General features: G+C 46.9%; 12 protein-coding genes, 1 pseudogene and 2 CRISPR repeat arrays. Of the genes and pseudogenes, 4 read left to right on the top strand and 9 right to left on the bottom strand.

Annotated elements, in window-relative coordinates; genetic code table 11:
- Window positions 1-13: 13 nt before the first annotated feature.
- Window positions 14-157 carry a hypothetical protein gene (locus tag RID53_RS32395; protein ID WP_446392007.1) on the bottom strand — a complete coding sequence of 48 codons (144 nt, stop codon included), beginning with the start codon at window positions 155-157 and terminating at the stop codon, window positions 14-16.
- Here RID53_RS32395 and RID53_RS32390 point away from each other — a divergent pair.
- From RID53_RS32390 to RID53_RS32375, 4 genes are all read left to right on the top strand, one after another.
- A complete protein-coding gene (locus tag RID53_RS32390) occupies window positions 156-1619 on the top strand; it encodes a cation:proton antiporter (protein ID WP_446392006.1) in 1464 nt (487 codons plus the stop codon). The genes RID53_RS32395 and RID53_RS32390 overlap by 2 nt on opposite strands.
- Before the next feature lie 322 nt (window positions 1620-1941).
- Window positions 1942-3867, top strand: coding sequence for an N-acetylmuramoyl-L-alanine amidase (locus tag RID53_RS32385; RefSeq protein ID WP_446392041.1), 1926 nt, complete (start codon window positions 1942-1944; stop codon window positions 3865-3867).
- A gap of 95 nt (window positions 3868-3962) precedes the next feature.
- Complete coding sequence (gene murI / locus RID53_RS32380) at window positions 3963-4826, top strand: glutamate racemase (RefSeq protein WP_446392005.1); 864 nt, start codon at window positions 3963-3965, stop codon at window positions 4824-4826.
- Between the two features lie 1223 nt (window positions 4827-6049).
- Entirely contained in the window at window positions 6050-7291 is a 1242-nt protein-coding gene (locus tag RID53_RS32375; protein ID WP_446392004.1) for a pentapeptide repeat-containing protein, read from the top strand.
- A gap of 362 nt (window positions 7292-7653) precedes the next feature.
- Window positions 7654-8423: direct repeats of the CRISPR family, unit length 36 nt; unit sequence GTTTCCATTCAACTTGTTTTCCCAGCGAGTGGGAAG.
- A 474-nt stretch (window positions 8424-8897) separates the two neighbouring features.
- On the opposite strand, the gene RID53_RS32370 is transcribed toward RID53_RS32375, so the two are convergent.
- From RID53_RS32370 to RID53_RS32335, 8 genes and pseudogenes are all read right to left on the bottom strand, one after another.
- Window positions 8898-10121, bottom strand: coding sequence for a helix-turn-helix transcriptional regulator (locus RID53_RS32370; RefSeq protein ID WP_446392003.1), 1224 nt, complete (start codon window positions 10119-10121; stop codon window positions 8898-8900).
- A gap of 65 nt (window positions 10122-10186) precedes the next feature.
- Window positions 10187-10878: direct repeats of the CRISPR family, unit length 36 nt; unit sequence GTTTCCATTCAACTTGTTTTCCCAGCGAGTGGGAAG.
- An 848-nt stretch (window positions 10879-11726) separates the two neighbouring features.
- Window positions 11727-13421 (bottom strand): hypothetical protein, encoded by a 1695-nt coding sequence (locus RID53_RS32365; RefSeq protein ID WP_446392002.1) that lies wholly within the window; start codon window positions 13419-13421, stop codon window positions 11727-11729.
- On the bottom strand, window positions 13421-15148 hold the full coding sequence (locus RID53_RS32360; RefSeq protein ID WP_446392001.1) for an RAMP superfamily CRISPR-associated protein: 1728 nt from the start codon (window positions 15146-15148) through the stop codon (window positions 13421-13423). The genes RID53_RS32365 and RID53_RS32360 overlap by 1 nt, the downstream gene beginning before the upstream one ends.
- A gap of 398 nt (window positions 15149-15546) precedes the next feature.
- Window positions 15547-15945, bottom strand: a complete 399-nt coding sequence (locus tag RID53_RS32355) for a hypothetical protein (protein ID WP_446392040.1) — start codon at window positions 15943-15945, stop codon at window positions 15547-15549.
- 24 nt (window positions 15946-15969) lie between these two features.
- Window positions 15970-16965 (bottom strand): RAMP superfamily CRISPR-associated protein, encoded by a 996-nt coding sequence (locus RID53_RS32350; protein WP_446392000.1) that lies wholly within the window; start codon window positions 16963-16965, stop codon window positions 15970-15972.
- Window positions 16941-18074: a type III-B CRISPR module-associated Cmr3 family protein gene (locus tag RID53_RS32345; RefSeq protein ID WP_446391999.1), complete on the bottom strand. Its 1134-nt coding sequence runs from the start codon at window positions 18072-18074 to the stop codon at window positions 16941-16943. The genes RID53_RS32350 and RID53_RS32345 overlap by 25 nt, the downstream gene beginning before the upstream one ends.
- A complete protein-coding gene (locus RID53_RS32340; protein WP_446391998.1) occupies window positions 18047-19789 on the bottom strand; it encodes a Cas10/Cmr2 second palm domain-containing protein in 1743 nt (580 codons plus the stop codon). Before RID53_RS32340 ends, RID53_RS32345 begins: the two co-directional genes overlap by 28 nt.
- A 693-nt stretch (window positions 19790-20482) precedes the next feature.
- Window positions 20483-20779, bottom strand: a pseudogene (locus RID53_RS32335) (Rpn family recombination-promoting nuclease/putative transposase); the annotation flags it as partial.

The following is a 20779-nucleotide window of genomic DNA, read 5'->3' as shown; positions in this document are numbered from 1 at the left end:
ATCATTTCTGAGGTTACGGTTTTTGTAACCCTGTGGTTTGATATGGACCAAGAGATAACTTTCTCTCCCCCAGCTTCCAGACGTGCCATGGCACGTCTCTACATGCTCCCCCAGCTCCCTGTTCCCCGTTCCCTGTTCCCTGTAGAATGGAATCCATGCTTTTTTCTCAACCTATAGCTGATGCAACTACCTGGGTGAGTTCCCTAACTCCCCCCTTTAGCTTCCCCTGGCTATCTACCCACCACTCCCTGATAGCCGCAGCCAGTGAAGCCACCACCAGCGAAGCCGAAGAGAGTTCATTAATCTTCGCTGGCGTATTGCTGAGTTTAGTCGTCATTTACTTCGCTAGCAAATTAGGTGGCGAACTTTGTGCGCGGATTAACTTGCCACCTGTACTGGGGGAACTCGTTGGTGGGGTAGTTGTGGGCGTCTCAGCGCTGCATCTACTTGTTTTTCCCGAAGCGGGAGCAGATGCCGCTAGCTCAATGATTGTTAGCTTCCTGGAACGTACAGCGGGCTTGAGTCCAATGGCGGCTGAGTCGGTGTTTGACACTCAGAGTGAGGTGATCTCGGTTTTAGCCGAACTGGGGGTGGTAATTCTTCTATTTGAAATTGGACTGGAATCGGATTTGCAAGAACTGATCCGAGTTGGTCCACAAGCGGCTGTTGTGGCAATTGTGGGGGTGATTGCCCCCTTTGCCGCCGGAACCGCTGGGTTAACCTATTTGTTCGACGTTCCAGCCGTCCCAGCTATTTTTGCAGGGGCGGCGCTCACCGCTACCAGTATTGGGATTACCGCCAAAGTTTTAGCTGAAATCGGCAGTCTCAGTTCCAAAGAAGGTCAAATTATCATTGGTGCAGCGGTTTTAGACGACGTGTTAGGCATCATCGTGCTAGCCGTGGTGGCGAGTTTAGCCAAAACCGGGGAAATCGCGATCGCGAATGTTATTTATCTAATCATCAGTGCGGGTGTCTTTTTAGTGGGTGCGATTTTAGTGGGGCGCTTTCTGGGTCCCTATTTTGTCGCCTTGGTGGATGAAATGAAGACAAGGGGTCAGGTACTTCTCACCGCCCTGATTTTTGCCGCGATTCTGTCTTATATTGCCGCCGCGATTCAACTTGAAGCTATTTTAGGCGCATTTGCTGCTGGCTTAATTCTGGCGGAAACCGATAAACGCCGCGAATTAGAGGAACAGGTGTTACCTGTGGCTGATGTCCTTACCCCAATTTTCTTTGTGGTGGTGGGTGCCAAAACTGATTTAAGTGTCCTTAATCCAGCCGTTCCCAGCAATCGAGAAGGATTGATTTTGGCACTGTTCCTGATCGTGGTGGCGATTATCGGTAAGGTAGTCACAGGCTTTACGGTCTTTGGTCAACCGGGTATTAATCGTTTGGCAATTGGTGTGGGGATGATTCCCCGAGGCGAAGTGGGACTGGTTTTTGCTGGCGTCGGTTCGGCTAGTGGGGCGCTTTCTAATGCAACTGAGGCGGCGATTATTATGATGGTGATTTTAACCACATTTATCGCTCCCCCCTTATTGCGATTAGTCTTAAAAGAACCCGAAACTGTCCCCGGATCAGAGCCAGTGGAAACTCTGTCAGAGTCTAAACCCGAATGACTTAATCATCCCCAGTTCTCCTGAAGTACAAGCAGGGGGAGCAATGTAGAGACGTGCCATGGCGCGTCTGGGAGCAGTTGGGATTGTTCATCCGAAAAGGGACTATACTATTTTGTTTGAAACTTAAATTCGTTACTCTACGTCCCTGAGAGCGGACTGTCTATAACAGCTACTCAACTCAACTTGGGTGAGTCATTGGCTTAAGCCAGGGTTAAAACCAAAGCAAGCAGTTGGACTTCGGGATATAGGGTGAACCCGCTCAACCTGACTGAGTTCGGTTTTGAACTCAGCAACTGCCTTAAGTGAAACGCCATCCACCCAAATGCTGTATGCAGCACCGAGCTTTAAGTTAGGAGCAATAATTGTGAGATTTCGCTGGCTACTGCTACTCTCCAGCTTTTTGAGTGTTTTTCTCTATACATCCGCCGCCGAAGCGCGTCAACTGCTGTTTTGGCGGTTTGACCGCGCTCAAAACCAGTTAGTCTTTACGACGGATGAGGGTGTTCAGCCGAGGGCGCAACTGATTGCGAATCCGACTCGGCTGGTTATTGATTTGCCCGGAATTCGACTGGGACGCCCGACGGTGAATCAACAAGTGGGCGGTGCGATTCAAGAAATCCGAGTCGGACAATTTGAAAACCAAACCACTCGGATTGTGGTGGAATTAGCCCCAGGTTATACCCTCGACCCCCAACAGGTACAATTTAGAGGACTATCGCCGACGCAGTGGACGGTGAATATCCCTGATCCACAACGGATATCCAGTTTACCCAGTCCGCCTCCCTCAGTCCGAACTGTTAACCCTTCGACTTCGCTCAGGGTTAACGATCGCCAATCTCGCCAACCGAGTTCACCCCCAACGGTGACGGTGGAAACATCGGCGACACAAGTGGATAGTTTCCAGGTGACTCGGAATGGATTTTTTATCCATACCGATGGTGGAGAACCCGATCAGATTAAGGTGAAGCGGAGTCGCGATCGCCGCCAGATTGAGATTGAGGTGGAGGGGTTAAATCTGTCCCGCCGTCTGGTTGAGCAAACGTTGAACGTGAATCGCTACGGCGTTAGCCAAATTGAATTCCAAAAGCTGAAAGATTCACCCCCCTTGACTCGGATCACCTTAAATGTTGACCGAGATAGTCCCGATTGGCAGGCATTATACAGCGATGTTGGCGGGTTGGTGATTATCCCCAGAGGAACCTCAGCATCCAGTTTAGAGAGTCGTTCTAATGGTTCGGGTAATGTCTTAGTCTCTTATCCTTCGCGATCGCAAACCTCGAATCGACCAGTCAGCATTAATCAACAAGCAACAATTCAATCGGTTGAACTGGGAAATAATCAGACTCAACTATTGATTGAAGCCGATCGCAGTGTCCAAGCCACCAGTCGTTGGGATGCTAAAGAGAGGGCGTACCGGATTACTATCCCCAATGCTCAATTAGCGGATCAGGTTAAAGGACCTCAACTGACTGCTAATAGTCCTTTATCACGGGTATTGCTGCGCCAGCAAGACTCTAACACCGTGGTAATTTTGGTGCAGCCGAGTTCCGGAACTCAGATTGGTAGCCTTAATCAAATTAGCGATCGCCTATTGGCGCTACCCATACAAACCCGACGCGCCACATTACCGCCCCGTGAATCGATTCCAGTACCGCCGCCAAACCCTTCCCCCACACCCCCAACCTCATTTCCCACGGTTCCCAATAGTCGAATTGTGGTGATGGTTGATCCGGGACATGGCGGTAAAGATCCCGGCGCTGTGGGTATTGGCGGATTACGGGAAAAGGATGTTATTTTACCCATTGCCCAAGAAGTGGCAGCATTATTAGAAAAGCAGGGTGTGCAAGCCGTATTAACCCGCAATAGTGATTATTTTGTGGATTTAGCGCCCCGTGTGACCATGGCGGAGCGAGTCAATGCTAATCTATTTGTCAGCATTCATGCGAATGCCATTAGTCTCAGCCGCCCAGATGTCAATGGATTGGAAACCTATTATTTCGCCAGTGGGCAACGACTTGCCCAGACGATTCACAATAACATTTTACAGACGGTTCCCATACAGGATCGGGGTGTCCGACGCGCCCGGTTTTATGTGCTGAGGAAAACCTCAATGCCAGCGGTGTTGGTGGAAGTGGGGTTTGTCACGGGTCGAGATGATTCGGTAAAACTCAATGATCCAAATCACCGTAGCCAAACGGCACAGGCGATCGCTCGTGGTATCCTTCAGTACATTCAGCAGAATTTTTAACACGAGTGTTATCGGGGTTCTCAATAGTCCCCTTTACCAAGTGGGAAAATTCTTTGACAAATGACGAATGACGAATGACGAATGACGAATGACGAATGACAAATGACCCGATTTTGACCTTAAGGGGAGAAGCACAACACCGTCGGATTGGCGTATTCGACAGTGGTGTTGGCGGACTTACGGTTCTCAGGGAACTCTACCGACAACTTCCCCATGAATCGATTCTTTATTTTGCCGATACCGCACGACTCCCTTATGGCACTCGTTCAGCCAGGGAAATCGTCCAATTTGGGCGCGAGATTCTCACCTGGATGGTTGAGCAAGATGTGAAAATGGTGGTGCTGGCGTGTAACACCAGTGACGCCTTAGCCCTAGAAACATTACGGCGTGAGTTTCAACTGCCGATTTTGGGATTAATTTTGCCTGGATCTCGTGCGGCGGTACAAGCAGGGCGTCGGATTGGCGTGATTGCTACCCCGGCGACGGCGGCGAGTAATGCCTATCGACGCGCTTTGTTAGAAGTGGAATCCACGGTTCAAGTTTGGCAAGTCAGTTGTCCAGAGTTTGTCCCCTTGGTGGAGCAAAATCGGTTATATGAACCCTATACCTCGGAAGTTGCTTTGCAGTATCTGACGCCATTACTTCAGCAGCGAATTGATACGTTGATTTATGGGTGTACTCATTATCCCTTGTTGGCGCCTGTACTGCGACAAATTTTACCTGCATCTGTCCAATTAATTGATCCGGCTGAACATGTGGTAGCGGCGGCGGCGCAAGAACTGGATTTAATGGGATTAAAAAATAGTTCACCACCGCTACCGACGCGATTTTGTGTCAGTGGTTGTCCGCAGCAGTTTGCGAAGTTATCGGTACAGTGGTTGGGGTGTACTCCAGTTGTGGAAAAAACCTATCTGCCAGACGTATCGCCTGTATCTATGTCTGTTGAAGCGGTGGAATAAACCAGTAGGGGCGCACCGATGTGCGCCCGTGTCAACTTAAGCTCAACCCCTCTCCCCCAGCCCCTCTCCCACGCCGGGGAGAGGGGAGCAAGAGCATCCGATCCCCCTTCTCCCCACGGTGGGAGAAGGGGTTAGGGGATGAGGGGGAAATGTTGAGAAGTATAGCAAATCGCTCTGGTGTATTTACAACTCCCTTACCTGAAACTGAGTCCAGATGGGATGTTCGTACAAACAAAGTGTAACTAGACCAGCGCGAAGCGCTATAGATAGACACGGTTTAAAACCTTGCCAGCATTGGTTTTCTACCTTAAGTTGACACCAATGACCGATGTGCGCCCGGTTTAACCCTTCGACTTCGCGGCAATTGAGCTTGTCGAAATTCAGGGTTAAATGTCAAATCTAGTCCACCATTTTAGCTGGGTCAAAAGAATTTATAAGTTCATTGTAGGGGCGGGTTTAGCCGTTTAATTGAATTATCTAGGAATAAGTTCCCAACAAAACCCGCCCTTGAGCAACAAAGGAGGTTACTTCTCGACAATCTGCAACGAAAAAGATTCTATCATTAACCGTTAACCCAGGGCGGGTTTTGTTTATAGGTTATCGGTAAATGCCAAAATTAAATTCCTAAACCCGCCCCGACAAGTGAATGATTATTTATTAATTTGCTGTTGAATATCTGCAATGAAAAGGATTCTATTATTAACCCTTAATCCAGGGCGGGTTTTGTTTATAGGTTATTGGTAAATGCCAAAATTAAATCCCTAAAACCGCCCCGACAAGTGAATGATTATTTACAGAGCTTTGCGCTGTAATAAAGTACAGTAGATCAAAGTCCCCCTTCAGATCCCCCTCTTCCCTTTTTAGATCCCCCTTCCGTCCCCCTACCCCCCTCATTCCCCCCTACAAGAGGGGGGAGGACTAAGGATGCTTCGCTTTTTGTTTCATGGGGGAGACCAAAGGATGCTTCGCTTTTTTTGCTTATGGGATTTAGGGGGATCGACAATGTACCGCATAGCAGAGCAAAGTGCGGTATCAATTTGCTGTTGAATATCTGCAACGCAAAAGATTCTATCATTAACCCTTAATCCAGGGCGGGTTTTGTTGATAGGTTATCGGTGGATGCCAAAATTAAATCCCTAAACCCGCCCCTACAATTATCTAACGGTTTTATAATAAATAGTTAACCTAAGGTGGGTTTTGTCTAGAGGTGAGAATCCTGACCAATGACCAATGACTATTTTCACCGTTCCGTTTTATTGGCTAACGTCCTGATTTCCTTGGTTTTGTTTCAGCCGTTACCGGGATTGACGCAGACAGCCACGCCTTCTCCTTCCTCCCCACAACTCGCGGCGGAAAGGGAACAGTTAGAGAATCAAAAGCTGAAACAGGAAATCGAGAAACTGGAACAGGAAACGGTCAAAATTGAAAAAGAAGCGGCGAATCTGGATCAGAATTTTTGGGAGGAAAATTCTGCTTTGGTGACGACAATTGCATCCCTGGCAAATGCGGTGACGGCAATTGTGGCAATTGTTGGTGCTTTTGTGACGATTGGGAGACAGTTGACGGAAATTCGCCGGGAGAAAAACCAACAACTGGATCAACGGTTTACGTCGATTGTGGAACGGTTGGGGAGTGAACAGTCGGAACTGAAGGCAAGTGCCACGGTTTCTCTGTTGACGTTTCTGGAACCGGGGTATGAAAAATACTGGGAACAGGTGTATTTAATTGTTCTGGCGAATTTAAAGTTGGATAATCAAGATGCGACGATTAATCGGTTGCTGGTGCAAGTGTTTGAACAGGTGATTGATATTTATTTAAAGCCAGAGTTGACGAGGCTGACGGAAACGGAACGGAAGTTTCAATTGGATTTATCGGGGTGTTATATTAATGGGATTACCTTGGCGAATTTAAGTTTAATTCCAGCCAATTTGAGTGAGGCGCACCTGGAACGGGCGGTATTGCGACAGACGCAATTAATCGGGGCGAGGCTGCAAAAGGCGAATTTGACCTATAGTTATCTGGATAATGTGAATTTGGATCAGGCGAATCTGAAGGAGGCGGTGTTTAGTGATTATCACAACCGGAGTAAGTCTGATCCTAAAACTCTAATTATTAATTCGAGTTTGAATCAGGCAAATTTGATATCGGTGCAATTGAAACGGTCTACGGTAGAGAATACGACGTTTCAGGGGGCAAGGTTACAGGAAATTCATCTGGATGGGGCGATTTTGAGGGGGGTTTCTTTTGTGCGGGGGAATCTGAATACGGCGTTTTTTAAGGGGGCAATTTTGGAACGGGTGGACTTTGCTGAGGCGGATTTACAACGGGCGAAGTTTCAAGGGGCGGTATTTGATGATTTGACGCTGGAGAGTATTGCTAGGAATCCGAGTTGGACGAAGGCTGAGTTTGATGATGATATTACCCAACGGTTGAAGGATAAGATGCAAATTCTGGGGCAGAGTTGAGACGGTAGCATTGTTGGTTAATTTCCCCAGGTTGTCCTGACGAATCTTTAACAATGCTACCTCCAGCGCGATTAGTTTCGCGGGTTTTGCTGTTTGTCCCCAGGTTGTCCTGACGACTTTAGCGTTGTGTCTATTATATCGTTGGGTGGGTTGTTTGTCGTTCGTAGTTGGGGAATTTTAGCCTTAGTTCGTAGTTGAGGAACTTTAGCTTTATATTTATTCAGTGCTGATATTAAGGTTTAAGCAGGTTGGGTGGAGGATATCGCAAAATTCAATAGGTTGATTTGATAGAGAAAGGTAGGGGCACGGCAATGCCGTGCCCTTTTTTTTGTCTGATTTTTAGGTTACAGGGTGTGTACCCTGTTTCCATTCAACTTGTTTTCCCAGCGAGTGGGAAGTCTGACTCACGAGACTCACGAGCAAGAAGAATCGACGGCCTCGTTTCCATTCAACTTGTTTTCCCAGCGAGTGGGAAGTCTACGATGTAAACGGGCAGCGGTTACAACCGACTGGTTTCCATTCAACTTGTTTTCCCAGCGAGTGGGAAGAGTCTGTGGCTTCGCGCACAAGGTCTCTAGAATGTCGCTTGTTTCCATTCAACTTGTTTTCCCAGCGAGTGGGAAGCTCAGTACTAACTGAGCTCAAACCTCTTGGATTAGAGTTTCCATTCAACTTGTTTTCCCAGCGAGTGGGAAGCAAGCCCAAGAGTCTGTAGATTTCCTACGGACTAATCCGTTTCCATTCAACTTGTTTTCCCAGCGAGTGGGAAGTAGTCCTAAAATTCAGTGTGAACTGACACTGAGTTTCCATTCAACTTGTTTTCCCAGCGAGTGGGAAGTCAGTCTCCACCCTGGAGATGGTTCCAATATACATGGAAATAGTTTCCATTCAACTTGTTTTCCCAGCGAGTGGGAAGTTGCTCTGAATAAAGCCCAGCTTGAGGCTTTAGTGTTTCCATTCAACTTGTTTTCCCAGCGAGTGGGAAGCCGACAAAATTAATCGTTGGTTGTTTTCTCTACCTGGTTTCCATTCAACTTGTTTTCCCAGCGAGTGGGAAGATGAGAAAAATGATGAAGCTCAGGAAGACAATGTTTTTGTTTCCATTCAACTTGTTTTCCCAGCGAGTGGGAAGAGTTCGCTGAGGACGCCTTACGGAGACTGGGTTTCAGCCGCCGAATCGACACACCTCGCTAAAACTCTAACATATCCCGCCTAAATTGAGCCAGACACACCCCTCAAACCCTCTCCCTGTAAGGCATCGACACACCTCAACGAAAAATATAGGGTTTCAGCGATTTGCCGAGGTGTGTCGATTGGTCGATTTCGCCGCTATTTTATTCGCTTTTCAAGGTTCAGTTAAATTAGCGTTTCATCGAGATTATATCATTAATTGCCAGCCTGAGAAAACCGGATCATCCCGTTATTGAACATCGAGGACAATTTATGGCTGATACCAATGGTGAATTGGAAAAACCTAACCCCCCAGCCCCCTTCCCAACCCCCCTCATTCCCCCCTGCGAGGAGGGAGGACAGAGGATGCTTCGCTTTTATTGCACGGAAGGGGGAGCATCAAAGCCCCTCCAAATAAGAAATATATTCCGTTTCCCTATTCCTTATTCCCGCTTCGCGTAGCGCTATAACGGTTAGCGGCGGCTTGAATAGCGTTTCGGTGTTTTTCCACTAATTCGGGGGGTGAGATAAATTGGCTGCATCCAATATGACGGTAAACCCAACGGCAGAATTCCGGGAGTGAACGACGGGGCAGTTTGATACTATAGTCGATGTACTCTTGTCCATCTTGGTCTTTTTTGGATGTAATTTTTTGGTTGTTATGGCGACATTCGCCTTCTCGGATAAATTGAGTGCATGGGGGGAAGAATCGCACGGTGATTCGTTCAAAGGATTCCTGGTTTTTTCGCTCGTTGTATTGTTCCTCTGGGGTTCCCAGATTTATTCCCCATCCGGTTTTAAAGAGTTTCTGGGCGAGTTTGAGACTCTCGAATTGGGCGTTTTGTCCTCGTCCGGGGGAATCAAGGATTTTACAGTAATTTTTTAACCGATCAAGTCGTTCGACTTCTAGGTGCTGGATTTCGTCGGGTTGGTATAAATTCGGATTGCTGGCGGTTTCGTAAAGTAAATACCAAGCAATGTCATGATAGAACAATTGTAGAGGGTAAATCTGTAAGTATCCGATGTTGTTGTGGTACGGTTCTCGGAGGCGATAAAGTTCGATTAATTGACCTGTGGCGATCGCGTCCTCAATCCTGTCTAAGCAGTGAAACAAGGTGTGGCGAGTTGTGCCTTTTTCCGCCATGACTTCGGGGTCAGTTTGGATAATCGGGCGATTCATATAGGCGCGGACAGGATAGGATATATCGGTGTTTCCGTCTAGTTCTAATCCCCGTAGTCGCTTTTCTAGGGTGTAGTAGATCTTGCGGATTTGGGGATCGCCTTGATACATGGCTTGGGAGTGGAGGGCGTTGAAGGCGACTTTGAGTTCATCTCGATTCATGACTCCGGTTCCTAGGTAGTATCCCCAGCGATATTTTCTGTGGTCTAGTATGCCGTAATTTCGCAGGGTTTCTAAGTCTTTGCGGAGGGTACCGATTGATGGGTAGCGATCGGGATATGAAATACCCAGGGATTTAGCCACCTGGCGAATTTGGCTTTGGAGGGGGGTTAAGGCGTTGTGGTGAGTGCGGTTTGGGGTGTGTTCTAAGGGTTGGCGACTCCCGACGCCGGGATGCTGGATCAGCGTAGCGATGAGGATTAAGAGTCTCTCGAAGGAAGTGCGATCGATGTAACGGTGGGGTTGGGGTTTCTTGGGCATGGGCGACTGTCCAAGGTTGGTTTTATCCCTACATAATAATAAACCCTGGTCTTGCCAGGGTTTTTTTGTTTATTCAACTTGTTTTCCCAGCGAGTGGGAAGGTTTTACGATCCTAAAGTTAACAAGAAGGAGAAAACAGTTTCCATTCAACTTGTTTTCCCAGCGAGTGGGAAGATAATCTTGAAATTTTCCGGAGAAACTTTACTAGCACGAAGGTTTCCATTCAACTTGTTTTCCCAGCGAGTGGGAAGCTAATTGTAGACCAAGCCACAGGAGTTACATTTACGTTTCCATTCAACTTGTTTTCCCAGCGAGTGGGAAGTTTGGGTACAAATATTGTATCCAAGTGACTGTGAGTTTCCATTCAACTTGTTTTCCCAGCGAGTGGGAAGGCCAGTAGGGATGGAGTAGTAGCTTTTTAGCTAGTGTTTCCATTCAACTTGTTTTCCCAGCGAGTGGGAAGACTTCCGAGTTTGCTATTAGCAGCTCTAGCGATAAGTTTCCATTCAACTTGTTTTCCCAGCGAGTGGGAAGTATGCTCCAATCCGTTGTGCAACAACGGCGTTCAACGTTTCCATTCAACTTGTTTTCCCAGCGAGTGGGAAGCTTGAGGTTAAATTCAACTTCAAGTACAATCCTGAGGCAAGTTTCCATTCAACTTGTTTTCCCAGCGAGTGGGAAGCCCTTTGAGAAACTGTTTTTTGCGACAGATTACACCTTCGTTTCCATTCAACTTGTTTTCCCAGCGAGTGGGAAGAGTTCGCTGAGGACGCCTTACGGAGACTGGGTTTCAGCGCCCGAATCGACACACCTCGCTAAAACTCTAACATATCCTGCCTAAATTGAGCCAGACACAGCCCTCAAACCCGCTCCCTGTAAGGCATCGACACACCTCAACGAAAAACATAGGGTTTCAGCGATTGGGCGAGGTGTGTCGATTGGTCGATTTCGCCGCTATCTTATTCACGTTTCAAGGTTCAGTTAAATTAGCGTTTGATCGAGATTATATCATTAATCGCCAGCCTGAGAAAAGCGGGTAATTTTGCTGACTTTTGGTCGGAATCTGGAAAACCTCTCTCCATCCCCCCTAACCCCCCTTTGAAAGGGGGGAATGGGGAGAGAGGCTTTGAATTCTTTCCCTTCTGTGGCAAAAAGCGAAGCATCTGCTGACTTGATTAAATCGGGCGCACGTCGGTCATCCGTGTCAACTTAATGTGAAAAACTAATGCTGGTAATATTTTAAGCTGTGTCTATCTACTCCTCGACATTTCCCCCTCATCCCCTAACCCCTTCTCCCTTGAAACAAAAGCGATAGCATCCTCTGTCCTCCCCCCTCTTGTAGGGGGGAACGAGGGGGGTGGGAGAAGGGGAACCGGATTTTCTTGCTCCCCTCTTGCTCCCCTCTTACTCCCCTCTTACTCCCCTCTTACTCCCCTCTTACTCCCCTCTCCCAAGCTTGGGAGAGGGGCTGGGGGTGAGGGCTGGGAGAGGGGCTGGGGGTGAGGGCTGGGAGAGGGACTGGGGGTGAGGGGTTAACCTTAAGTTGACCGCAATACACATCGGTGCGCCCCGACGTTTTTTGTGTGGGTTCGCCTTGAGTAAATGCTAAGATAATTTAATCCGCATCGCATCTGCCACACCTTGCAGCCTCTCTGTTAACTTCGGCTCAGTAAATGGCAAACCACACAGACGAATCGCCGCCATAAATTGCGGTTTCACTTCAGTCTGATACGCCTGAATAACCGATATATCTCTCTCTTGATTCCCTAATAAATACTTGACCACATCCTCCGGCTTCATGCCTTGCAAATTATGCATCAATTGGTTGCGGATATCATCATCATGTTCTCCCGCTTCGTTCTTCTGAATACATGACCAGTGCAATACCTTCCACGGCTGGAAATCTGACCGGAGATGACACAGCCATTTGAGCATAAATTCATTCTTGCCGATTTGGTTGGGTTGACGCTTGAATCGGTTGTCATCAATGGGAAACTGTAATTGCTTTAATGTCTCTAGCTTCAGCGTCTTAATCGTTTTATTCACTTCTTCCTTACTCGAACCCGATACAGACCAATAATGCTTCAAATCATCCGTAGAAACAAACTGTAACCCTCTCCTTAGCCATTGAATTAAATCCTCCGCCGGAAAACGTTGCTGAGTTCCATTAATCGATAACGAAACTGAACGTCCCTGAATTTCCGTCATAATCGCACACCGCAAAAACGTCTCTTGCGCCGCCGCCAATAGCGCAATTCCAGGCAGATAATTCTCTTGCTCAAATAATCGTTCAATCAAGGCAATCCCATCAACAATTCGCGCCGTCGCTGCTTTAAGGTCAAATTCACTTGACTTATCCGCCAGGGAACGATTCAGATTGAAAAAATCCACCAGTTTTTCCAACTCAGCCACCACCGACGCCTCTAAACTTCCCTTAAGTTCTGCTAATTCTAACAAGTGTAACGCCGCACCCGGAGTTCCGGATTGAATTAATCCCTTCGCCTGTTGTACCTGAATTCCCCGCAGATATTGGGAATTGCTAATAATATTCGCTGGACGTTCTAGGTGATATTCATTACTGACTAAAAATTGTACCCGCTTGCCAAATCGGGCGAGACTCATAAACTGAACCGCTGAAGAAATGGCTGGAGTGCTGGCTTGATGACTAACATAAACGGTTTGACTCGTCGCCGGATTAGGGTTGGCGGTAAAAGGGAGAGAATCTAATTCCTTTCGGACTAAATCGAGAACATAATCCCATTCATCTAATCCTGGATCATTAGAGTTCGGCGCTAGGTAAATCCATTCACAGGGGGTTTTTGGAAACTTATCCTCCCCCTGAAAATATCGGGCTAAAATAGGCTGTAATGGATGGGTATCTTGCCAATAGGGACAGGTAATTTGGTGCTGGGTTTGGTAATCGGAGAAAATCTGGGATTGATCGGTTAACAGGACGATAATTTGATCTAACTGATCGGTTTCTGCTTTTAATCGGTTTACAAATGTATCCAACAGGGGAAAATTTAAATACGACCAAATCTGTTCCTGTATCTGGGGGGAATGATACTGATAAACCGTTCCCAATACCCTGGGTTCAATCCGATAAGGTTGAGTGACATGGTTATCGATTTGCTTGAGTTCAAATTTAATATTGTGGAATTCGCCCAGAATCTCATCCTTATACCAATTAGTCCACATCTTATCACTGCGCTGCTTTTCCCTTCGTCCCTTTTTCTTACTAATTTTGTCACTGTCTAATTGCACATCACTACTGCCAATGGTTACAATCCAAATTGCCATTATTCCTTTCCTCCCCACAATAATTCAAATCCCTTTGGTTTTTGCTGAAGAAATGCGACAAACTTCTTACATTCCGGTGACTCATCCGGAAACAGAGTTAATAACTCAATAAACCGATTCATTGATTTCGGTTCAAGTTTTCCCTCTTTCTTAATCCAGAAGAGTTTCGGTGGATACATTCGATGCCACAAGCGACCAATTTGACCCAGTTCTCCGGTTACCGATGTCCGTTTAATACTTTTGTCAGTTTCGCCGCGACGAATGCCTTCTTGATAGCGTTTATGTAACCAATAAATCGCCACACATTCATCCCGATTTTTTGCCAATCGTCCCCAGACTTGGACGCGAGAGGGATGCCAGGATTCGCGCCAATTGGCAGGATGATTGGGATTGGGGATTTTTCCTTGTAATTTCATCCAGGTTTTCGCTGTGTCTAAGACCGAATTAATAAACTTGCCGATTGTTTTAGGACTCCGGACGCGAAAGGCATTTTTTTGGTCAATTTTTCCCGCCCATTGCCAATGACAACCAATTAACTTTTCATACTCATCATCATCATAAAATAAGCGATGATCCGCCCGTCGCCAAGACTTGCCAAATCCGCCAAACACCATAGCAAACCAGATTAAATCGGTGACGAGGTTTTGTAAGGCGGCGTGTTGATCATCGGGGAGGGGGCGAGTTAATGACCAAATTATATCTCCTTCTACATTATAGGTGGGCTGTTCATACTCATTTCGACCAAACGTCCCTAACCGTAACTCCTCCGTTTGAAACCCTAGCTTTAAGAGTCCTACGCTTCCATTTCCTTCCACGCCACCAAACAATTGTTCCACCAAGGCTTCCGCTGTTTTGGCATTGGTTAAGCCGCCAAATAAGCGTAACGCATGACCCCGTAAACTGGCGCGAAAGATATTCGGACGAAATTCTCCCGTCCCATCAATTAACTTAGCGGCTTGTCCTTGTCCCTTGACCCGAACCTGATATAAAATTGAACGAGAATCTGTCTCAACCTGCCCATATCCGGCACTGACTCGGGTTCCTAAACCCGTCGCGATCGCGTATTGCCAAATCTGCCAAATTTCTTGCCATTGTTCGGTCGATAAAGGTTTACGACTAGATATACCAAATCGTAAGGTCGGTTGCACCAGCGAGACTAACGCATAAGCACTTTCTCCACTTAATTGATTCTTCCCTCTTGTATTCTGGGTTTTCACTTGCCATCCTTGCTGGGGATGGACTAAATCAACTAAATTTTTAGTCCAATCATTAATCGGATAAGCGCCGTGAAAGCGGAGAAGTCCTGGGGTGAAATTGGTTTCATCGCCACAGTACAGATTACAGCGATTTGGGGGAATAATTCCGGCTTGTTCGGCTTGTTCACAGGCTTGGCGGAATGCGCCTTTCATACTACTACCGGGATAAAAGGGAATACCATAACCCCCAATAACCGGACGAATCATCCCATCATCTTGTCCGCCATTGGTAACGAATCGCCAGCGAATTTGATAGGTTTTGGTTTGGTCGGTTGGGTTTTGACTGTCGTCTGAATGGGTGAGGGGAATAAATTCGGCTTTTTCCATCCATTCTTCTGCCCAATATTGGACATCTTGTTTTTCCCCGTCTTTCTTTTTCTGGGGGTCAATATAGTGGAGTTGGCTGCGTCCCAGGATTTGGGCGCGGAACATCATTGGGACTTTTTTGTAGGCGTTGGGTATGGGTTTCATGATTCGGTTCAGTGGCGTTTTAGATGATGGGGGGAAATCGTAGGGGCGCACCGACGTGCGCCCTAAAAATGCGCGGTTGATTCTATCCTAAACTAACATTGGTTCACCCTCTTCCCCTAACCCCTTCTCCCATCAAGGGAGAAGGGGAACCGGAATGATTCATGCTTAAAAATATAGCTGGTTATCTTTTCTGACTCCCCTCTCCCCAGGGTGGGAGAGGGGTTGGGGGTGAGGGGGAATATTGCTAACATTGACACCGATAAATGATGTGTAAAAATGTGGTTATCCATGGTGCGTTACGCTTCGCTAACGCACCCTACGATTGACTTAAACCCTTACAAAGGACAAATGACGAATGACGAATGACGATCTTCACCGTTCACGTTAATTATGTCCACCTACTTAACTTTGTATCGTTGTGTCCACCAAACAATGCAATCACAGAGTTGAGTTAAAACCGCGATCGCGACTCGTTGATCCTCTATAGAGAGTTGCCATAATTTCTCAGACATGGCTTCAATTTCATCTACTTGGTTAGGATTTACCGGATCATTGGGAATGATTACTCCGGCTTTTTCCATCAGCTTGTGTAATGCATCCCAGGTGTCTTTCCAATAGTGGGATTTGCTGTCTTCTTTCCCTTGCAGTCGCAAATGTTCACCCCAAAATCGTTCTAGTCCATAGGCTACCGCTAACCGCATTTTGTGGGATTGCTTGAGGGATTCAGAGTCGCGTCTGCGGGCGTCTAGAACTAATTTTTGGGCGATGTGATCGAGTTCGTAAGATTGCCAAGCCATGGTTGATTTGTCCTTTGTCATTGGTCATTGGTCATTCGTCATTGGTTTTTTGTCAGGGGTTTGATATTGAATGAATACCCGACAGCGACCAAATCCAATTGATTCTAATCCGCCAAAATATAATTCTAATGAGGCTTTCTCCTGAAAGGGTTTCCACCCGGTTCTCTTCTGGGCGATGGGAAAGACTAGGACGCTGGCTTCGGGTAAGGCTTCTACATTGAAAAAATTCTCGACTTTCTTCATCTCATCTAAGAGTTTGACCCGACTTTGACGATATAATGCCATATCATGCACCATGGCAATATCGTTATCGCTGAGAACAACTAATTTGTTTTGTTCTAACTGGCTTCCCGGTGGAATCCAAGGTGATAAATCCTCGTCCTCGTCCTCTTCTACTTCAACGAAGCCTAAATTAAAGAAGAGAACTTGACCGCGCCCTGCTATTTGTCTCCCTTTTAGTCCTTTCCCGGCGGTGTAGGGCTTGGGAACATCGGCGTCAATCTTGGCGATGTCTTGATATCGTCTGAGTAACCAGGGACAAGTTACCCAAACTACAGGTTGACCGGGACAAAATACAGGTAACCAGAGGAGGGAGGCGTATTCAAATTTAACTAAGGCTTCAGTCGTACTATTATCGTCTCCTCCCTGTACAGTTTGCCCATACCAGTAATTATCATTAATCGCCTTCGGAACCGTCAGGTTGTTTCTTTGCGCCTGTTGTTCTAACCAGACTAATCGCGGAATGGTTTGGGTAGTACCCTTACTTTCGACTTCAATCTCTGACACCTCTGCATCGGGAATCTCCACCTTCGCCGCCTTGAGGTTTAACTCTAACCAATCTTGACGTTTAAGTCGCATATCTGCCCGAAATCGTCCCCGAATCGAACTTCCGGGAATGATTCCCGTTTGGGTAATTTTATCCCGAAAAATTAGATTCAAATTCCCCGTTTCTTCGCCAGCGGTTGCGCCGACATAAAGGGGGGCGAGGGTTTTAATTATGCCGTAGCCTTGGTGGTACATGGGGGTAATCCTTTGATATCAATGGGTAAACATAAGCCACATCCTAAATGCTTGAGGGGGAATCCTTCTTGGGGAAACCATGCATCGGGAAAATCCCACCACGTCAGATTTAAGGGATGTTTGAACACGTAAACGCTTCCAGGGGGAACGGCGTAGCGTCCCCGACTTAAGCGTCCCGTTTTCCTGGGATCATAGTCCTGTTTTTCGGCGTCTTCCGGTTTAGATTCACCGATACGATAACGGTAAGGAATCGGTCTATCGGTGAGCATTTTTAGTCCCTGATGGGGAAAGCTGGGATGGTGAGGATAGCGATAGGAGAGTTTATTTGACCCCCAAACGCCGGGGGTAATTAGGGCAAAAGCATGGTGAATCTTTTGGCGCAAGAGTTTATTAATGGGGTGGGTTTCTAAGAGAGGATGCGTCTGAATATCGACTAAATGTCCTTCCCCGCCAAACCGATACCAGCCGCTAGGGAGTTCATAGTTGGCTAGGTAGACTAAGCAATAGTCTTGATTCAGTTGTACGGCATTTTCTAAGAAGAGTCCATCTTGGTTAACCACATGACGTTCCTGCTGTTTCAGTTGCGGATGTAAAAACGGGATAAACTCCCAGGGGGCTGTCTCAACCTCTTTACCTTTTCTCAGTTCGGCGGTGGGTAAAGTCCAGCTATAAATCGATTGCCAGGTATAATCGGGATTGAGGTCTTTGTTATCCCGATGCCATCGATACTGACCCAGAATCCAGTTGGTTTCATCGCTGTCACTGGCTGCTGAGGGGGCAACTTTTTTCTTGACAAAATACCATTCATCCTCCTCTTTTTCGGCGATAACTTTATGCCAAGGAATCGGTACATAAAAGTGTTTGGGGTCATCCCGTTCTGCCCAAAACGCCCCCGCGACAACCAGATTATGGCTTAACTCTTTATGATTGGAAAACTGATGTTCCTGATTAGCATGAAAAAATAATCCCGCCATTGTCGCCGCATCCGGTGGGAATTTTGTCCCCGATCGCCCGACCAGGTTTTCTGGGGATAAAAAAGCACCAGCACTACCATACATGAAGCCTAATGGCTTGACGGCGATTAAGTATTTGAAGCCGTTGTTCGACATAATTGCCACCCTACTTGAATCAAGTCGTTAATCCAATTTACAATCACGATATTGGTGTTATCGCCAGCAATATCACTCCATTTATTCTCCTGACTGAACCTTTCTCCCGCCTGATTAAAATACAGGTCAAAAATCGCCAAGGCGACATCTTTCCGAATCGGCATTCCCTCCATTTCCTTTAAGCGAATTCCATGACGGGCTTTTAACTGCGCCCAATCGCTATAAACATGGTTCCAATTCGGTTCCTCTCCCCAGGATTTGCCATCGCGATCGCGATACTGGGTGAGGACGTGTAAATAGTCCCAGGGACAAGTCCATTGGACAGATTGACCGCTATTAAAAACCACCCGAATCGTCACGCGATCGCGTCCTTGATTTTTTGCCCGTTGTTCGGCTTCTCGACAATGTTGTAAAATGTCTCGTTGGGGAACTTGATGTCCTGCCCAAACGAAGCCAACACTATAGGTAAAGTCTAGATTTAACTGATGTTTAATCTTTTGTTGTTGGTCTTGCCAATGCTGTTCTAAGGTTAATAACCACTGCAACGCTTCAATCGGTTTAACCTTGTCCGGTGGCGTGGGAGGGTCGGATTCTGGGCTATATAAAACACCGAGAAAGTCATCGCCTCCCGCATAAATCACTCGTCCTTTTCCCTGGGGAAATAGGTCAGAGTTTTTCTGAAACTCTTGTCCCCATTCTCGAATTAACTGGGTAAATTTTTTGAGATTCGTTGCTGTAGGCGGGAGATCTTCCACAGTCCCGTCTCTACGAGGTTCATCAGGGCGACTTGCCAGAAGTTTTAACTTATCGCCCACCTTGTCACCATCCCCCATAAACCAACCCGTCCAATATCCGGGTTCGCGAATAATATCCTTAAATTCGGGGTCATCGGGTTTGGCTTTGAGTTTATCCAGTCCAATTTTATCGGCGAGTTTATCGTAGGTGACTAAACGCTTGACCAATTCTGGAATACTTAACCGTTCATTGGGGGCAATATAGCGACCAATTTGATCAGGATTGGCTTGCTTTTCTCTCAACTCATCCAGAGACAGACTCTCTTGTCCCACCCGATAATCCGGGTTATCCAGTAGCCAAGACAAGCGCCGATAAAACAGTTCCATCTCCTCTAGTTCCCCTTGGCTAAGAGAACGCCCCGGATTAGGGTTAAACTTACCCAATTGATGCCACGCGATCGCATCAGTTCCGGTTAAACTAGAACTTTCCCCCATCCAGTTAATCGCAATCCAATCACGCTTAAGTTTGCGCCGTTCCAAGTCATCCATGGCGGCTTGTACGGAGTCACCATAACCCCAAAAGATTTCCCAGGTATAACTTCCCCAGCGTTCCCATTCTCCTTTCTGATGTCCTTGATCGGCTTCAGTTTGTGACCAACAATACTGATTTTTGGGGATACCTAGGTTAGCTTCGATCCACTCTCGGCAAATGGTGAGTATCCTTTGCCATTCAGTGAGTAGAGTCGTTTTAACTAAATTGCGGTCAAATTTCCCTTGTACCAGAATCCGATTCGGCATTCCTTTAGCGACATCGGGTAATCCGGGGGAGATAACCAGGAGTCCTAAAGAGTCTGCCTTTTGCACCAGTTTAGAACTTAAAAAGGATAAGATTAGCGATGAGCCATACAAGTCTCGCAGTTTGCGGGATTTTTCGATAAAGCCTTGTACGGGGGCAAAACTGGCGGCGGTGTAGTCAGACACGGCGGATTTCCTTTGGGTTTAGGTGTCTAGACTGTACTCTAGCAATTCTTCGGGATGTGAGGCTAGGAATTAAAGGGGATTAATGGGAGTTTTTGGAGTGGGGGTGAATCCCGGTTGGGGAGAGGGTTTGAGGGGGGTTGGATGAAGGGGGATGAATAGCGGTTTTTTGTGGATAGGTAGGGGTACGGTATTGCTGTGCCCTTAAGGTTTCGATGAATTGAATCCCCTCTTAGTGAGTAGCAAGAGGGGAATGGTTGCTATTTATAGCAGTAGACACATCGATTAGGACTTTCGGCACCATTGTAGAGACGTTGCATGCAACGTCTCTACTCGCAATTAATCAAAATCTTAAAACGCTAGAACTCTTACTATATCAACATTCTAGCGATTTTGACGGCTGACCCGGTTTTTCGCCCCCGCTTTCAGCCGTCAAAATTTTGCCAACGGGTATCAAATTGCTGAGACATTGATTATAGCAATAGACACATCAATTAGGACTTTCGGCGCCATTGTAGAGACGTTCCATGGAACGTCTCTACATAAATGATGTGTCCTAACCGATGGTTATTTCTAGTGACCTCCAGCACAGAGTTGACATCTGATACTGTGCCACCCCAGAAGCCGAAAATTCCTACAGTCACTGTATTGACAAAATGAACAGTTTGTGAATCATCCCGAACCAACAGGCGATCGCTAATTAGAATTCTCTGTTGAAATCCCCTGCTGTAGGATAGCTTTATTCACCGAAGGTTCCCAAGTTTCCAATGTTTCCAGATTTCGAGTCAACCATTCCTCCACCGTCGCCGCCACCTTACCAGACAGACAATCCCGCCAAGCCTGATGCTTTGAGGAATGGACATCCTGCTTACACCATTGTGCGATCGCATCAGACAGCGTTTCTATTTTATCCGGTAACGGTTGAATTAACTGTGCCAACTCCCCTAAGTCTTGAGCCGAAAAAAGCGAACGGCGGGTATTTAACAGTTCAAT

Source organism: Coleofasciculus sp. B1-GNL1-01 (genome assembly GCF_040220235.1).
Taxonomy (GTDB): domain Bacteria; phylum Cyanobacteriota; class Cyanobacteriia; order Cyanobacteriales; family Coleofasciculaceae; genus Coleofasciculus.
The sequence above is the reverse complement of the archived record's forward strand: the minus strand, read 5'-3'. Positions and strand labels throughout refer to the sequence as shown.

Excerpts from the sequence above, each read along its gene's own strand:
- RID53_RS32390 (WP_446392006.1), top strand. The coding sequence starts at position 156 with ATGCTTTTTTCTCAACCTATAGCTGATGCAACTACCTGGGTGAGTTCC.
- RID53_RS32395 (WP_446392007.1), bottom strand. The coding sequence starts at position 157 with ATGGATTCCATTCTACAGGGAACAGGGAACGGGGAACAGGGAGCTGGG.
- RID53_RS32385 (WP_446392041.1), top strand. The coding sequence starts at position 1,942 with ATGCTGTATGCAGCACCGAGCTTTAAGTTAGGAGCAATAATTGTGAGA.
- murI (WP_446392005.1), top strand. The coding sequence starts at position 3,963 with ATGACAAATGACCCGATTTTGACCTTAAGGGGAGAAGCACAACACCGT.
- RID53_RS32375 (WP_446392004.1), top strand. The coding sequence starts at position 6,050 with ATGACCAATGACTATTTTCACCGTTCCGTTTTATTGGCTAACGTCCTG.
- RID53_RS32370 (WP_446392003.1), bottom strand. The coding sequence starts at position 10,121 with ATGCCCAAGAAACCCCAACCCCACCGTTACATCGATCGCACTTCCTTC.
- RID53_RS32365 (WP_446392002.1), bottom strand. The coding sequence starts at position 13,421 with ATGGCAATTTGGATTGTAACCATTGGCAGTAGTGATGTGCAATTAGAC.
- RID53_RS32360 (WP_446392001.1), bottom strand. The coding sequence starts at position 15,148 with ATGAAACCCATACCCAACGCCTACAAAAAAGTCCCAATGATGTTCCGC.
- RID53_RS32355 (WP_446392040.1), bottom strand. The coding sequence starts at position 15,945 with ATGGCTTGGCAATCTTACGAACTCGATCACATCGCCCAAAAATTAGTT.
- RID53_RS32350 (WP_446392000.1), bottom strand. The coding sequence starts at position 16,965 with ATGTACCACCAAGGCTACGGCATAATTAAAACCCTCGCCCCCCTTTAT.
- RID53_RS32345 (WP_446391999.1), bottom strand. The coding sequence starts at position 18,074 with ATGTCGAACAACGGCTTCAAATACTTAATCGCCGTCAAGCCATTAGGC.